This is a genomic window from Pseudomonas sp. NFACC37-1, assembly GCF_900101575.1.
Taxonomy (GTDB): Bacteria; Pseudomonadota; Gammaproteobacteria; order Pseudomonadales; family Pseudomonadaceae; genus Aquipseudomonas; species Aquipseudomonas fluorescens_AA.
Genome location: NZ_FMUZ01000008.1, coordinates 45,948 through 62,149 on the forward strand (window position 1 = coordinate 45,948; position 16,202 = coordinate 62,149).

At 61.6% G+C, this 16,202-nt stretch carries 13 protein-coding genes; 10 read left to right on the top strand and 3 right to left on the bottom strand.

Features of this window, described 5'->3' with window-relative positions; genetic code table 11:
• Positions 1-15 precede the first annotated feature (15 nt).
• From aspA to BLP82_RS11810, 5 genes are all read left to right on the top strand, one after another.
• Positions 16-1,440, top strand: a complete 1,425-nt coding sequence (aspA, locus tag BLP82_RS11790; RefSeq protein ID WP_003196363.1) for an aspartate ammonia-lyase — start codon at positions 16-18, stop codon at positions 1,438-1,440.
• 488 nt (positions 1,441-1,928) lie between these two features.
• Positions 1,929-3,380, top strand: a complete 1,452-nt coding sequence (locus BLP82_RS11795; RefSeq protein ID WP_092167684.1) for an alanine/glycine:cation symporter family protein — start codon at positions 1,929-1,931, stop codon at positions 3,378-3,380.
• Between the two features lie 132 nt (positions 3,381-3,512).
• Positions 3,513-4,517 carry an asparaginase gene (locus BLP82_RS11800; RefSeq protein WP_092167687.1) on the top strand — a complete coding sequence of 335 codons (1,005 nt, stop codon included), beginning with the start codon at positions 3,513-3,515 and terminating at the stop codon, positions 4,515-4,517.
• Positions 4,518-5,044: 527 nt separating this feature from the next.
• Complete coding sequence (locus BLP82_RS11805; RefSeq protein ID WP_256576587.1) at positions 5,045-6,154, top strand: hypothetical protein; 1,110 nt, start codon at positions 5,045-5,047, stop codon at positions 6,152-6,154.
• 123 nt (positions 6,155-6,277) lie between these two features.
• Positions 6,278-7,270 carry an AraC family transcriptional regulator gene (locus BLP82_RS11810; protein WP_092167690.1) on the top strand — a complete coding sequence of 331 codons (993 nt, stop codon included), beginning with the start codon at positions 6,278-6,280 and terminating at the stop codon, positions 7,268-7,270.
• Positions 7,271-7,345: 75 nt separating this feature from the next.
• Here BLP82_RS11810 and BLP82_RS11815 read toward each other — a convergent pair whose 3' ends face one another.
• Complete coding sequence (locus BLP82_RS11815) at positions 7,346-7,996, bottom strand: HAD family hydrolase (RefSeq protein WP_092167693.1); 651 nt, start codon at positions 7,994-7,996, stop codon at positions 7,346-7,348.
• Positions 7,997-8,173: 177 nt separating this feature from the next.
• Positions 8,174-8,725 carry a gamma carbonic anhydrase family protein gene (locus BLP82_RS11820; protein ID WP_092167695.1) on the bottom strand — a complete coding sequence of 184 codons (552 nt, stop codon included), beginning with the start codon at positions 8,723-8,725 and terminating at the stop codon, positions 8,174-8,176.
• A 72-nt stretch (positions 8,726-8,797) separates the two neighbouring features.
• Between BLP82_RS11820 and prlC the strand changes: the two genes are divergently transcribed.
• From prlC to BLP82_RS11835, 3 genes are all read left to right on the top strand, one after another.
• Entirely contained in the window at positions 8,798-10,876 is a 2,079-nt protein-coding gene (prlC, locus tag BLP82_RS11825; RefSeq protein ID WP_162491244.1) for an oligopeptidase A, read from the top strand.
• Complete coding sequence (locus tag BLP82_RS11830) at positions 10,873-11,151, top strand: YheV family putative zinc ribbon protein (protein ID WP_092167698.1); 279 nt, start codon at positions 10,873-10,875, stop codon at positions 11,149-11,151. Before prlC ends, BLP82_RS11830 begins: the two co-directional genes overlap by 4 nt.
• Positions 11,152-11,267: 116 nt before the next feature.
• Complete coding sequence (locus BLP82_RS11835; protein WP_092167701.1) at positions 11,268-13,319, top strand: M3 family metallopeptidase; 2,052 nt, start codon at positions 11,268-11,270, stop codon at positions 13,317-13,319.
• On the opposite strand, the gene BLP82_RS11840 is transcribed toward BLP82_RS11835, so the two are convergent.
• The gene (locus tag BLP82_RS11840) at positions 13,261-13,941 is read right to left on the bottom strand and encodes a phosphatase domain-containing protein (RefSeq protein WP_092167704.1); all 681 of its coding nucleotides are present in this window, start codon (positions 13,939-13,941) and stop codon (positions 13,261-13,263) included. The genes BLP82_RS11835 and BLP82_RS11840 overlap by 59 nt on opposite strands.
• A 182-nt stretch (positions 13,942-14,123) precedes the next feature.
• Here BLP82_RS11840 and BLP82_RS11845 point away from each other — a divergent pair, with 182 nt between their 5' ends.
• Both BLP82_RS11845 and BLP82_RS11850 read left to right on the top strand, forming a co-directional pair.
• Positions 14,124-15,182, top strand: a complete 1,059-nt coding sequence (locus BLP82_RS11845) for a PA0069 family radical SAM protein (RefSeq protein ID WP_092167706.1) — start codon at positions 14,124-14,126, stop codon at positions 15,180-15,182.
• A 205-nt stretch (positions 15,183-15,387) separates the two neighbouring features.
• Entirely contained in the window at positions 15,388-16,119 is a 732-nt protein-coding gene (locus BLP82_RS11850) for a carbonic anhydrase (protein WP_060739823.1), read from the top strand.
• Positions 16,120-16,202: the final 83 nt, after the last annotated feature.

Consider the following 16,202-nt stretch of genomic DNA (forward strand, 5'->3'; position numbering starts at 1 on the left):
GAGATGATTTCCGTCATGTCCTCCGCTGCATCATTCCGCACAGAAAAAGACCTGCTTGGCGTACTTGAAGTACCAGCGCAAGCGTATTACGGCATCCAGACCCTACGAGCGGTAAACAACTTCCGTCTCTCCGGCGTCCCGATCTCGCATTACCCCAAGCTGGTGGTCGGTCTGGCAATGGTCAAACAGGCCGCCGCTGACGCCAACCGCGAACTGGGGCAGCTCAGCGAAGCCAAGCATGCCGCCATCAGCGAAGCCTGTGCACGATTGATCCGCGGCGACTTCCACGAAGAATTCGTGGTGGACATGATCCAGGGCGGCGCCGGCACGTCGACCAACATGAATGCCAACGAAGTCATCGCCAACATCGCGCTGGAAGCCATGGGCCACCAGAAAGGCGAGTACCAGTACCTGCACCCCAACAACGACGTGAACATGGCGCAGTCCACCAACGACGCCTACCCGACCGCGATCCGCCTGGGTCTGCTGCTGGGTCACGACGCGTTGCTGGCCAGCCTCGACAGCCTGATCCAGGCGTTCGCCGCCAAGGGTGAAGAATTCAGCCACGTCCTGAAAATGGGCCGCACCCAGTTGCAGGATGCCGTGCCGATGACCCTCGGCCAGGAATTCCGCGCCTTCGCCACCACCCTGAGCGAAGACCTGGCACGCCTGAAAACCCTGGCGCCTGAACTGCTCACCGAAGTGAACCTGGGCGGTACCGCCATCGGCACCGGCATCAACGCCGATCCGCGCTACCAGGCCTTGGCCGTACAACGCCTGGCGACCATCAGCGGCCAGCCGCTGGTACCGGCCGCCGACCTGATCGAAGCCACCTCCGACATGGGCGCCTTCGTGCTGTTCTCCGGCATGCTCAAGCGCACCGCGGTCAAGCTGTCGAAGATCTGCAACGACCTGCGCCTGCTGTCCAGCGGCCCACGCACCGGCATCAACGAAATCAACCTGCCGGCCCGCCAGCCAGGCAGCTCGATCATGCCCGGCAAGGTCAACCCGGTGATCCCGGAAGCGGTCAACCAGGTGGCGTTCCAAATCATCGGCAACGACCTGGCCCTGACCATCGCGGCCGAAGGCGGCCAACTGCAACTGAACGTGATGGAGCCGCTGATCGCTTTCAAGATCTTCGACTCGATCCGCCTGCTGCAACGGGCCATGGACATGCTGCGCGAGCACTGCATCGTCGGCATCACCGCCAACGAAGCGCGCTGCCGCGAACTGGTCGAGCACTCGATCGGTCTGGTCACTGCCCTGAACCCGTACATCGGCTATGAAAACGCCACCCGCATCGCCCGTGTTGCCCTGGAAAGTGGCCGCGGCGTGCTGGAACTGGTGCGCGAAGAAGGCTTGCTCGACGACGCCATGCTCGACGACATCCTGCGCCCGGAAAACATGATTGCTCCGCGTCTGGTCCCGCTCAAAGCGTGATCGACACGGCCACCGCTCACCAGGTCGAGGGACTAGACACCTCTCACCTTTTGAGGGCTTGGGGATCTTCCCCAAGCCCTTTTTTTAATGGATAGCAGCCAAGGATGACCGAACCTGTGGGAAGGAACCTGCTCGCGATAAACGACGACGCGCTGCCCGTTGTAAACCGTGTCGCCAGCCAACGCGAGCAGGCTCATCCCCACAAGAACCTGACCGTAAGGCCAGGTGTTTCAACGGGTCCGCTTCGTCGGACGCACCACAACTGTGCAGACGGGCACCGCACTGATAGGTATAGTGCCGCCCCTCTTCGCATGAGCGGTCGTCCGCAACGAGACCCTTAAACATGCGAAAACCGAACTAATAACAAACCCGCGAAAATGGACCGGGACGAAACTTCGCCTCACCTGTCGGGCCGCGCGCCGACCGATGTAACGCGATGTTTCCAAATGGCCAGCATTTGCTTAAACAAAAAACAGCGAGGAATACTCATGCTCGAAGTCATCAACGACTTCCTATCAGGGAAAGTGCTGATCGTGCTCATTGTCGGGCTCGGTGGCTACTTCACGATCCGCTCGCGTTTCGTCCAGTTCCGTCACTTCTTCCACATGTTCACGGTGTTCCGTGACAGCCTGAAAAGCAGCACTGACCAGCTCAGTTCCTTCCAGGCCCTGATGCTCAGCCTGGCCGGCCGTGTCGGCGCGGGCAACATCGCCGGTGTCGGCATCGCCGTGACCCTCGGCGGCCCTGGTGCGGTGTTCTGGATGTGGGTAACCGCCCTGGTCGGTATGTCCAGCAGCTTCTTCGAGTGCTCCCTCGGCCAGCTCTACAAGCGCTGCGACTCCGAAGGCCAGTACCGTGGCGGCCCGTCCTATTACATCCAGCACGGCCTGCAGAAGCGCTGGTTGGGCATGATCATGGCGTTCCTGCTGCTGGTCACCTTCGGCTTCGCCTTCAACGGCCTGCAAGCCCACGCGGTGACCCACTCCCTGAACAACGCTTTCGGCTTCGACACCACCTACACCGGCCTCGGCCTGGCGGTACTGCTGGGCCTGGTGTTCATCGGCGGAATCAAGCGCATCGCCAAGGTTGCCGACCTGCTGGTACCGGTCAAGACCCTGGCGTATATCGCCGTGACCCTCTACGTGATCGTGCTGCAGTTCGAACATGTACCGGGCATGCTGGCGACCATCGTCAAGAGCGCCTTCGGTCTGGACCAGGCCTTCGGCGGCCTGATCGGCAGCGCCATCGTCATGGGCGTCAAGCGTGGCGTGTTCGCCAACGAAGCCGGCCTGGGCAGTGCGCCTAACGTCGCCGCCGTCGCGTCGGTCGAGCACCCGGTCGCCCAGGGCGTGGTCCAGGCGTTCAGCGTGTTCCTGGACACCTTCGTGATCTGCACCTGCACCGCGTTGCTGATCCTGCTGTCGGGTTTCTACACCCCGGGCTTCGAAGGCGACGGCATTGCCCTGACCCAGAACTCCCTGGCAGCCGTCGTGGGTGACTGGGGCCGGATATTCATCTCCGTGGCCCTGTCGTTGTTCGTGTTCACCTCGATCCTCTACAACTACTATCTGGGCGAGAACAACCTGCGCTTCATGATCGGTGACAATCGCAAGGTCCTGATGGGCTACCGCGCGCTGGTCCTGGTCCTGATTTTCTGGGGCGCCATCGAAAACCTCGGCACCGTGTTCGCGTTCGCCGACATCACCATGACCCTGCTGGCGTTCGTGAACCTGATCGCGCTGTTCCTGCTGTTCAAGGTCGGCATGCGCATCCTGCGTGACTACGATGACCAGCGTTCGGCCGGCATCAAGGTGCCCGTGTTCGACTCCAGCAAGTTCCCGGACCTGGACCTGGACCGCAAGGCGTGGCCAGCCACCCCGTCGGCACCGGTTGCCAAGCCCGACGCCGCGACTGCTGGCGTGGCCGCAGCGCAACGCTGATCGGCAGGCCGATTGTAAAAAACCGGGCGCATCCCCTGCGCCCGGCGTGACACAGCGTAGGGTCGGCGTCATGCTCGGCCTTATGTTGTGGCGGCTGACCCAAGCTGCCGTTTTCGTCCTCGGAGAACAACCATGAATTCCTCGACCTACCCTGCCGCCCAGCACGTCATGGTGCTCTACACCGGCGGCACCATCGGCATGCAGGCCAGCGCCCACGGCCTGGCCCCGGCATCCGGTTTCGAAGCGCGGATGCGCGATTACCTGCACAGCCAACCCGAACTCGTCGTGCCGCAATGGCGCTTCCGGGAAATGTCGCCGTTGATCGACAGCGCCAACATGACCCCGGCCTATTGGCAGCAACTGCGCGAAGCGGTAGTCGATGCCGTGGACGTGCAGGGCTGCGACAGCGTACTGATCCTGCACGGCACCGACACCCTGGCCTACAGCGCGGCGGCGATGAGCTTCCAACTGCTGGGCCTGCATGCGCGGGTCTGCTTCACCGGCTCGATGCTGCCCGCCGGCGTGACCGACAGCGACGCCTGGGAAAACCTCAGCGGCGCCCTGGTCGCCCTCGGCCAGGGCCTGGCGCCGGGCGTGCACCTGTACTTCCACGGTGAGCTGCTGGCGCCGACCCGTTGCGCGAAGGTGCGCAGCTTCGGTCGCCACCCGTTCAAGCGCCTGGAACGCCAGGGCGGCGGCACCCCGGCGCCGACCCTGCCAGCGCAGTTGAACTACAACCAGCCCAAGCAACTGGCGAACATCGCGGCGCTGCCGCTGTTTCCCGGCATCAGTGCGCAGATCCTCGATGGCCTGCTGGGCAGCGGTATCCAGGGCCTGGTGCTGGAATGCTACGGCAGTGGCACCGGGCCGAGCGACAACCCGGCCTTCCTCGCCAGCCTCGAGCGGGCGCGGGACAGCGGCGTGGTGGTCGTGGCGGTGACCCAATGCCACGAAGGTGGCGTCGAGCTGGACGTGTATGAAGCCGGTAGCCGCTTGCGCGGTGTCGGCGTGCTGTCCGGCGGCGGCATGACCCGCGAGGCAGCGTTCGGCAAGTTGCAGGCATTGATCGGCGCAGGGTTGCCGGTGGAAGAGGTGCGGCGGCTGGTTGAGCTGGACCTGTGTGGCGAATTGTCCTGACACTGGCCCAGCATTAACCTGGGCGGCCTTCGAGTTGGAAGGCCCATGCCGCTGAATCACCCTCAGCGCTGAGCAATTGGCTGAACCGGGTGCTGCTTATCGGCTTAAAGCAGTGCCCGTCCGATCTAAAAACTGCGGCGATAAATGGGCATAATTACGCCGATCCTCATGGCGGCGCTGCTGATACACATCGGCAGCAGGCAAGGCAATAGCCCAGACACACTATTGCTTTATTTTTTTGGCCCTTGCCTTATAGATGCCAACTAAAAAACGTGAAGTGCCTCTCGGGCTGATCATGACTCGTAGCGAATCACGAAAATAAACCTGGGCACTTGGTCACCTTGGAAGAATTTCAACTATTCAAATGGAATTGTTTTTATGGAAATCATTAATGCCTACCCGGCTTTAGCCTTCGACTTTTCTGGCGTCGGCGCCGGATGGATACGCCACGCTCGCGCCTTCAATAGCCCAAAACTATCCTCCACTCAGTGCACCGCATTGACTAAAGCCGAAGGACGCTGCTGAACATGATCTCCCTATTGCGCTCCCTAAGCCCCGTTGCTGTCATGGCGGCCGGCATTTCGTTGTTGGCGGGGTGTGCCCCCATCGCCCCCATTCAACCTATTGACCAAACCGATATAATGCAAGACTCGGGGCCGGACGTCGAAGCTATTGAGCTCCAGAAGCGCGAAGACCAACTTTTCGCTGACGCCAAGTCGACGGGCAAGGTGGTATTAGTGGTACCCACCGCAAGCCTGGATAGCTTGAACACAGATTTCCAAAACAATGATTCAACAATGGAGTTTCTAAAATTGCGTTCGGCCGTCACCGAATGGACGAACACACAGGATTCCACTGCCCAGTTTAAAGTCGGCTACGATACTCAGAAAACCGCCATCGGCTCTCCGCAAGGCTCTTATTTTCAGGTTGTATTTGGCCGTACACTGTACAAGATTTATTTGATAGATCCTGGCCACTATACAATCAGCGGCGTCAGCTATGACGTACCGAGGACAAGCGCCTATGAGCCCCCAGGTGACCATGGTATTCGGGCTTCAAGCTTGGGCTATATCACCCTCTCGCCCAAGAGCTTCGCTGAGTATGACCGTGGCGAGCGATGGGAGGATGCCAGTTACACGACCGACACGGTCCAAGAGGAGCGTTGTACTGCAGTTCGTGTTGTCAATGGCGAGTGCGTGAGCACTGGCAAATACTCTTACGAGGTACAGCGCCAAACGTCTCCCGCAGGCTGGCGAAAAACTATCCAACAGCGCGATGTTGAAGGCAGGACGGTATCTGCTCATTTGTCCAAGGACTTTGCCTCATTTGATGTAGCGGCAGGCGAGGTGGTACTGATCGATGGCTTCTTTGCTGATCCACCGAGTTTTGAGTATAAGGAGGGAAGCTGCCGGCAAACTCAGCAGAGCCAAATGCGCTGTGAGCTTCAGCAAGTCAGGCTGGTAAAACTGATCGCCGAGGTTGATCAGGTTTTGCAGGTATTAAATGCTGCAGATTACGGTTTTCCTAAGATGGCCGAGGTGCTCAAACAACTGACCTACCGCCCTTTAAAAGTACCGGCTAAAAAATCCACTGGCCATTCAACTTGGGGACCGGTTTACTCGGTGCAGGCCGATTGATGGATTGCTGCTCTAACGTTGATTCCCACTCGCCACCGATAGATGCCCTCGCCACAATCGCTGTACCACACCCGCGGCATGCAATTTGCTCGACCTCCAGCCTCCCCAAGGCTGGAAACGAACATGCTGCATTCCCACCTCACCACCCTCAACGCCGTCTCGCTGGTACTGAGCACCTTTAAAAGCGAAGGCTTGCCCAGCGATGCCTTGCTGGCCGGCAGCGGTATCAGCGCGGCGGACCTGAGCCGGGCCGATACGCGCATCACCACCAACCAGGAGATGCAGGTCTGCGCCAACGCCGTGGCCCTCAAGCGCGATATCGGCCTGGAATTGGGCCTGCGCATGCACGTTTCGTCCTACGGCATGCTCGGCTATGCCCTGCTCACCAGTGCCACCTTAGGTGACGCTTTGCGCCTGGCACTGCGCTATCCGGCGCTGTTGGGAACACTCTTCGAGCTGAATCTGGACGACGATGGCGAGCACATCTGGTTCAGCGCCAACGATTATCGGGAGAGCCCGGCCCTGGCGGTGTTCAATGCCGAGTTCTGCATGGTTTCGCTAAAGGTGATCTGCAATGACCTCCTCGGCCATGCACTGCCGTTGCACGCCGCGCGCTTCGAACACCCGGCGCCCGACTACCAGGCGCGCTACACCACGCTCTTCGACTGCCCGGTGCGCTTCGACAGCATCGATAACGCTTTCGCCTTCGACCGTCACTGGCTCGACCAACCCTTGCCCCTGGCCGACCCCATCACCCATCACGCCATGGCCGAACGCTGTCGCCGGCAGAACACCGAATTCACCGGACGCCAAGCCTGGCTGGGACGGATCCGCCAGTTGCTCGACACCCAACTGGACGCCGCCCCCGGGCTGGAGGGCCTGGCCGAACAGATGAACTGCTCGGCGCGCACCTTGCGCCGCCACCTCAAGGACCTGGGCTGCAGCTACCAGGAGCTGCTGGACGAACTGCGCTTCGAGCGGGCCAAGCAGATGCTCTGTGAGGATCAATTGCCGATCTATCGAATCGCCGAACGACTGGGCTTCAGCGAAACCGCCAGCTTCCGCCATGCCTTCGTGCGCTGGAGCGGCGTGGCGCCCAGCCAGTTCAGGGCCTGAGTCACCGCTATACCTTGAGGCCGGGGGGGTGTCTGGGCTGCCGCCATCGCGAGCTTGCTCGCGATGACGACCCAGTCAGCGCCGCAAAAACGCCTGATGCAACGCCTCCACCGTCTGGAAGTGATACGCCGGGCGTTCGGTGGTGAGTTCTTCGTGGCTGCCAAACCCATACCCGACCGCTGCCGCATCCAGGCCATTGCTGTGGGCGCCGATCAGGTCGTGTTTGCGGTCGCCGATCATCAGGGTGCTGGTCGGGTCGAGGCCTTCTTCGGCCAGCAGGTGGGCGATCAGCTCGACCTTGTTGGTACGGGTGCCGTCCAGTTCGCTGCCGTAGATCACCTTGAAATGCCGGGCGAAGTCGAAGTGGCGGGCGATTTCCCGGGCGAAGACCCAGGGTTTGGACGTGGCGATGTACAACTGGCGCCCTTGGCCGCCCAAGGTTTCCAGCAGCGGCATCACGCCGTCGAAGACCCGGTTCTCATAAAGGCCGGTGACCTTGAACCGCTCACGGTAGAAATTCACCGCTTCCCAGGCCTTGGCTTCGTCGAAGTCATAGAACTGCATGAAGGCCTGCAACAGCGGTGGGCCAATGAAATGCTCGAGGCGGGTGAGGTCGGGCTCGTCGATGCCCAATTTGCTCAAGGCGAACTGGATCGAACGGGTGATGCCCTCGCGCGGGTCGGTGAGGGTGCCGTCGAGGTCGAAGAGTACGGTTTGGTAATGCATGTCAGTTCCAGAGTAATGGACGGGCTCGAATGCTTTTGTGGCGAGGGGATTTATCCCCGCTGGGGTGCGAAGCAGCCCCGATCAGGCTGAAAACTATCCAACCTGACACACCTCAGAGGGCTGCTGCGCAGCCCAGCGGGGATAAATCCCCTCGCCACAGGGTCCCGGGCAGGTCGGTCAGGATTGTGGCTGGTCGTAGCCTTCGGCCAGATGCAGGTCCTTGAGCTTCACGTAGTTCGCCGCGCTGTAGGTAAAAAACGCGCGTTCCTTGTCGGTCAGCGGCCGGGCCTGTTTCACCGGGCTGCCCACGTACAAAAAGCCGCTTTCCAGGCGCTTGCCCGGCGGTACCAGGCTGCCGGCACCGATGATCACGTCATCTTCCACCACCGCGCCGTCCATGACGATGCTGCCCATGCCGATCAGGATCCGGCTGCCCACCGAACAACCATGGAGCATGACCTTGTGGGCGATGGTCACGTCGTCGCCGATCAGCAACGGGAAGCCATCCGGATTGAAGGGCCCGGCGTGGGTGATGTGCAGCACACAACCATCCTGGACACTGGTCCGCGCACCGATACGGATGCGGTGCATGTCGCCGCGAATGACCGTCAGCGGCCAGACAGAGCTGTCTTCGCCGATTTCGACGTCGCCGATCACCACCGCGGTGCTGTCGACAAAAGCGCCACGGGCGAGCCGCGGGCTGTGGTTCTGGTACGTGCGAAGGGTCACGATAGGCTCTCTCTTATCCGGTGATAGGCGCTGCTAGCTGCGGTGAACGCCGATTGTAATTAAGATGGGCCAATGTTTCTTCCAGCCAAGGTGTCGACCGTGAGCGTGAACAACCCTCTTTTGCAGCCCTATGACCTGCCGCCGTTCTCGGCGATCCGTGCCGAGCACGTGCAACCGGCCATCGAGCAGATCCTGGCTGATAACCGTGCGGCCATTGCCGAAATCCTCAAGACCCAAGTCCAGCAGCCTACCTGGGCCGGCCTGGTTTTGGCGATGGACGAGCTCAATGATCGCCTGGGCGCCGCCTGGAGCCCGGTCAGTCATTTGAACGCCGTGCGCAACAGCCCGGAACTGCGCGAAGCCTACGAGGCCTGCCTGCCGGCGCTGAGCGCCTACTCCACCGAACTGGGCCAGAACCGCGAACTGTTCCAGGCCTTCGAAGCCTTGGCGAACAGCCCGGAAGCCGCCGGCTTCGACGTGGCGCAAAAAACCATCCTCGAACATTCCCTGCGCGACTTCCGCCTGTCGGGCATCGACCTGCCGCCCGAGCAGCAGAAGCGCTATGCCGAGGTGCAGAGCAAACTGTCCGAGCTGGGCAGCCGCTTCTCCAATCAACTGCTGGACGCGACCCAGGCCTGGACCAAGCACGTTACTGACGAAGCCGCCCTCGCCGGCCTGACCGATTCGGCCAAGGCACAAATGGCCGCGGCCGCCCAGGCCAAGGAGCTGGACGGCTGGCTGATCAACCTGGAATTCCCCAGCTACTACGCCGTGATGACCTACGCCGAAGACCGCGCCCTGCGCGAAGAGGTCTACGCCGCCTACTGCACCCGCGCCTCCGACCAAGGCCCGAACGCCGGCCAGAACGACAACGGCCCGGTGATGGAACAGATCCTCGACCTGCGCCAGGAATTGGCCCAATTGCTCGGTTTCGCCAACTTCGCCGAGTTGAGCCTGGCGACCAAGATGGCCGAGTCCAGCGACCAGGTCCTCAGTTTCCTGCGTGACCTGGCCAAGCGCAGCAAGCCATTCGCCGCCCAGGACCTGGAACAGCTCAAAGCCTATGCCGCCGAACAGGGCTGCCCCGACCTGCAAAGCTGGGACAGCGGTTTCTACGGTGAAAAACTGCGCCAGCAACGTTACAGCGTGGCCCAGGAAGCCCTGCGCGCCTACTTCCCGATCGACAAGGTTCTCAGCGGCCTGTTCGCCATTGTCCAGCGTCTCTACGGCATCGAAATCGCCGAACTGAAAGGCTTCGACAGCTGGCACCCGGACGTGCGCCTGTTCGAAATCAAGGAGAACGGCCAGCACGTCGGCCGCTTCTTCTTCGACCTCTATGCTCGCGCCAACAAGCGTGGCGGTGCCTGGATGGACGGCGCCCGCGACCGTCGTCGCACCTTCGAAGGCGTCCTGCAAAGCCCCGTCGCGAACCTGGTGTGCAACTTCACCCCGGCCGACAGCGGCAAACCGGCGCTGCTGACCCACGATGAAGTCACCACCCTGTTCCACGAGTTCGGCCATGGCCTGCACCACCTGCTGACCCGTGTCGAACACGCTGGCGTGTCCGGCATCAACGGCGTGGCCTGGGATGCGGTGGAACTGCCGAGCCAGTTCATGGAGAACTGGTGCTGGGAGCCCGAAGGCCTGGCGCTGATTTCCGGCCACTACGAAACCGGCGAACCACTGCCCCAGGACCTGCTGGAAAAAATGCTCGCGGCAAAAAACTTCCAGTCTGGCCTGATGATGGTTCGCCAACTGGAGTTCTCGCTGTTCGACTTCGAGCTGCACGCCACCCACGGCGATGGCCGTAGCGTGCTGCAAGTGCTCGAAGGCGTGCGCGACGAGGTGTCGGTCATGCGCCCACCGGCCTACAACCGCTTCCCCAACAGCTTCGCCCACATCTTCGCCGGCGGGTACGCGGCGGGTTACTACAGCTACAAGTGGGCGGAAGTGCTATCGGCCGATGCCTTCTCCAAGTTCGAAGAGGACGGCGTGCTCAACGCCGACACCGGTCGCGCCTTCCGCGAGGCGATCCTGGCCCGTGGCGGCTCCCAGGAACCGATGGTGCTGTTCGTCGACTTCCGTGGCCGTGAGCCATCGATTGACGCACTCTTGCGCCATAGCGGCCTGAGTGAGGACGCGGCAGCATGAGTGAGGGGCCTGTGATTACCAAACGACGCTTCATCGCCGGGGCGGTCTGCCCGGCGTGCAGTGAGCCGGACAAGTTGATGATGTGGAACGAGGACGGCGTGCCGCACCGCGAATGCGTGGCCTGCGGTTATTCCGACACGCTCAACGAACAAGGCCTGTCGGTACCCAAGGAATTGGGCACCCGTGTGAACACCCCGGCGCTCAAGGTGCCGGACGCCAAGGTCCAGGCGGTGCAGTTTTTCCCCAACCCCAAGTTGAAGAAAAAGACCGACTGACATCTGCGGCATCACCTTCCGGGCCGCCCGGCCCGGAAGCGATACATATTTACCGCCGGGCCCGGGCCCTTCTTTTCCAGACTGTCCAGCCAGTACAGACTGACAGGAAGGTTCCCATGCTCGACGCTGACAATCCGCTGTTGCAGGCCTATGACCTGCCCCCGTTTGCCCACATCCAGGCCCGTCATTTCTCCCCGGCCCTCGACCGGATCCTGGTGGAAAGTCGCGCTCAAGTGGCCGACATCATCAAGACCCAGCCCCCCTTTCCCACCTGGGATGACCTGGTGCTGGCCATGGACGAAATCCATGGGCGCCTGGAGAATTTCGGCTACCTGCTGCATCTGCTGACCACGACTCGACCTGGGGCGGCCTGGGCGCAAGCTTCCCTGGAGTGCACTGAACGGCTGCATGACTTCCAGGTTGAACTCAAACAACACCCCACGCTGTTCACGCTTTACCAGCGCTTGGCAGACAGCCAGATCGCCGAACATTTCGCCCCGGCCCGCAAACGGGTCCTGAAAAAAATCCTCGGCCAGTTCCACCGGAACAGGTCGCCAGAGTACCTGTCGGCCGACCTGAATCTGTTGAAGTTGCGCATCGACGAACTCCAGGGGTTATTCCTGGAGAACCTGCACATGGCCAATCAGGCCTGGAGCAAGGCGTTTGACGATGAAGCCGCGCTGAGCGGCCTGCCGTCGCGCTTCAAACAACAGATGGCCCAGCGGGCACGCGATGCCGGGCGCACGGGATGGTTGCTGACGCTCAGCGAGGAATCGTTTGGCGTCGTCACTCAATACGCCGACAACCGCGCCCTCCGTCAGCACATGTACGAGGCCTACAGCACCCGCGCATCGGATCAGGGCCCCCAGGCAGGCCATTTCGACAACAGCGACATCCTCAGGCAGTTGTTGGAAGACCGTCATCGGTACGCCACCGCCCTGGGCTATGCGGATTTCGCTCAAATGGCGATCGAGAACGAGCAAGCCGTGTCCACCGAAGAAGTCCTGGCGTTCCTGCGGGCCCAACTCAAACGACAGCACGGCACTTTCGAGCGGGACGCGCGCCAGCTCAAGGCCTTTGCCACGCAACAGGGTTTCAACGAACTCCAGCCATGGGACTACCCCTACCTGGCGAATCAACTTCGCCAGCAGGCCGCGGGCCTTTCCAAGGAGGCGCTGAGCGTCTGGTTCCCCCTGGAATCCACCTTCGCACAAATATTGCTGATGGCGACGGAGCTGTTCGGGGTGAGCTTCGCCGAGCGACATGACGTGGCGACCTGGCACCCGGATGTGCGCCTTTTCGAAGTCAGCGAATGGGGAGCGGTCATTGGCTACCTCTATTTCGATCCGTTTGCGGATGCAAGTCGAGACGGTTACCCCAATACCACCACCCTGCGCAGCCGCCGCATCACCGCCGAGGGACGCCCCCGACACCCCATTGCGACGCTGCATGCCTGGCTACCGCGTAGCGTAGGGGCGGCCCCGGTCCTGCTCGATCATCTGCAACTGCGCATTCTTTTCCATGAGTTCGGTCATTGCCTGCAGCATGTCCTGACCCGTGCCGAGTACCGTGACCTGTCGGGCGTCTCTGGCCTGTCCCGCGACACCGCCGAGTTTGCCGGGGTGTTGTTCGAGCAATGGTGCTTCTCCAGGCAATGCCTGGTGCGGGTCTCCAGGCACTATCAAACCGGGGCGACGATGCCTGACAAGGTCGCCGGCCAACTGCTGGCCTTTGCCACCACCCAGGCCAGTTGGGAAACCGCCGTCCTGTTGCGCAACGCGTTATTCGATATGGAGCTGCACCGCACCCACGGCGATGGGCGAACCGTCCAGCAGGTGTTCGATCAAGCCAGTGCGCAGGTGGGGCATTTGCCGGTGTCCGCGAACGAGCGCTGGCCCAATGGCTTGGATTACCTGGTGACCGGCTATGGCGCGCGGATCTATGCCTATGCCTGGTCGAAGGCACTGGCCGCCAGTGTGTTCCAGCGATTCCAGCGTGACGGGCTGTTCAACCCGGCAACAGGGCGGGCACTGCGCGAAACCATTTTTGCCCCGGGCGACTTGCGACCGTTGTCCGAATCCATCGCCGCCTTTACCGGCACGCCGCCGATCAACGCCGCGGCAGCGCCACCTGGGGGTCGAGGTGCTGCGCCGGCGTCGTTGAATTGACCCAACTTTCCAGGGAGCAAAGGGCAAAGACGCTGGTGCTGCAATCGCCGTTCGCCAGCGCCGTGCGGAGTTTGTCGATGTCGGCCTGCATCATGTAGCGCACCCCGTCCTTGAAGTGATGACTGTCACCGAAGCCACCTTCGGTCATTTCGTTCAGGGCGTCTTCTTTGCTCCAGCCCTGGACCACCACCCGGTACATGGCGGCCACCAGCCCGGTGCGGTCCGAGCCGTGCTTGCAGTGCATCAGCACCGGCCCCTTGGCTTCGGCCGCCTGGACGGCGCGCAAGGCCCTGAGGATGTCGCTGTCATCGACGTGATTGGTGCGATAGGGCAACTGCACCTGCTCGATGCCGGGGGTGGACAGCCAGCGCTTGTCCGACTCCGGCAGGAAGGTGATGACCGTGCCGATCCTGAGCTTCGTCAGCAAGGGCACCGCCCCGCCGTCCGGCAGGGAGCTGCGGTAGAGCGTGGGGGACATCTGGTAGAGGTTGTAGTCCTTTTCCACCGGCTGCGCCCATTCAGTAGGCCTCGTCTCAGGGGAATCGGCCGCTTGGGCGGGCGCCTCGACCAACCCGGTGAGCAAGGCCAGGCAGAGCAACGAACGGGAGCAGAACTTGAGCATGCACGGACGACCGAAAGTGAAGAAACACGGGAGGCTCAGTCTCGTCTCGCTGCGGTTAAAAGCCTGTGAGGAGAACGTCAAAGCCGTGTGAACGCCGATCCGGTATTTGGGCTGCTGAATGGCACTGGCCTTAATCGAACACAGCGAATACTGTATGCGCATACAGCCTTCGGAGTATTCCCATGCCAGCCCCCCTTCCACCGCGCGGCCGCGGCACCGCGACCAACCCGCACAACCGCTTCGCCCCGAGTCGTTCGGTGGCCGAAGATGACGGCTGGTATCAGGAAGTCCCACAAACCCAGGGCACCGAAGTGCGCATCGAAACGGCGAAGACCATCATTACCCGCAACACCTCGTCCGATATCCCGTTCGACCGCTCGATCAACCCGTACCGAGGCTGCGAGCACGGCTGCATCTACTGCTATGCACGACCCAGCCATGCCTATTGGGACCTGTCGCCGGGGCTGGATTTCGAAACGAAGCTGATCGCCAAGACCAACGCCGCCGATGTGTTGGAAGAGCAATTGTCCCGGCGCGGCTATCAATGCGCACCGATCGCGCTGGGGTCCAACACCGATCCCTATCAGCCTATCGAACGCGAACAACGGATAACCCGCCGGATTCTCGAGGTGCTGCTGCGTTATCGGCATCCGGTGACCATCGTCACCAAGGGTTCGCTGATCCTGCGCGACCTGGACCTGCTGACCGAGCTGGCGCAACAACGCCTGGTGCACGTGATGATCAGCCTCACCACCCTGGACGATGAACTCAAGCGCATTCTCGAACCCCGCGCGGCAGCACCCAAGGCGCGGCTGCGGGCGATCAAGGTCATGCGCGAGGCGGGGATTGCCGTGGGGGTGTTGTGCGCACCGATGATCCCGATGATCAACGACAGAGAGATCGAGAGCCTGCTGGCCGAAGCCCACGCCGCCGGCGCGCAGAATGCCGCCTACGTCATGCTGCGCCTGCCGCTGGAAGTCGCGCCGCTGTTCGAGCAGTGGTTGCAGGCGCATTACCCGCAACGCGCCGCCCACGTGCTGAGCCTGGTGCGCCAGAGCCGCGGTGGTGAACTGTATGACAGCCGCTTCGGGGCGCGGATGCGCGGCGAAGGCCCGTTCGCCGACCTGCTGGCCCAGCGATTTGCCAAGGCACTCAAGCGCCTGGGACTGGACCGCCGCGACGGCTACAATCTTGACTGCGATGCCTTCTGTCCGCCGGGCCGACAGATGTCATTGATTTGATTAAAGTTGACCCTGTAACGGCTACTGGACATGAACTGCGCCAGCGTTTCGCCACCCCTGAAATCATTGTCCTAGAGCCTTCGATTTCAGTTTGAGTTAAGTTTCGGCCGCTACCTTGTTCAGCGAGTGACTGACAGGTCGAACACCCCGACCTGGACGTATTTTAACCAGCCACTGGCGTCATACCGTCAAAAGAGGATGAATCATGAGTGACAAGGATAAACAGCCGTTGGCTGCGTCGGCTTCAGCCCAACCCGAGGCGGAAACCGCCGATGCAGCGCTGCAGCATATTGTTGACGGCTTTTTGCATTTCCATCACGAGATCTTTCCGCAACAGGAAGAACTCTTCAAGAAACTCGCCACCGCCCAAGCGCCCCGGGCGATGTTCATCACCTGCGCCGATTCGCGCATCGTGCCCGAGTTGATCACCCATAGTTCCCCCGGCGACCTGTTCGTGACCCGTAACGTCGGCAACGTCGTGCCGCCTTACGGGCAGATGAACGGCGGCGTCTCCACCGCCATCGAATACGCCGTGCTGGCCCTCGGTGTGCAACACATCATTGTCTGTGGCCATTCCGACTGCGGCGCCATGCGTGCGGTGCTCAACCCCGACACCCTGGAAAAAATGCCCACGGTCAAGGCCTGGCTGCGCCACGCCGAAGTGGCCAAGACCATGGTCCATGACAACTGTCCGTGCGGCGACGAAAAACAGACCATGCCCATCCTCACCGAAGAGAATGTGATCGCGCAGCTGCAGCATTTGCGAACGCATCCCTCGGTAGCGTCGCGCATGGCCAGCGGTCAGTTGTTCATCCATGGCTGGGTGTACAACATCGAGACCAGCGAGATCAAAGCCTTTGACGCGGACCAAGGACGTTTCCTGCCGCTCGATGGCAGCCATCCGATACCGGTGGCGACGCCCAAAGCGCGCTTCTAACCACTCCTAATCATCCTTGCATGGTTCAAGCCTTACCGCTGTTTACGCGGTAGGGCCTCGCCATGCCTGAAGAAAACTTCGGG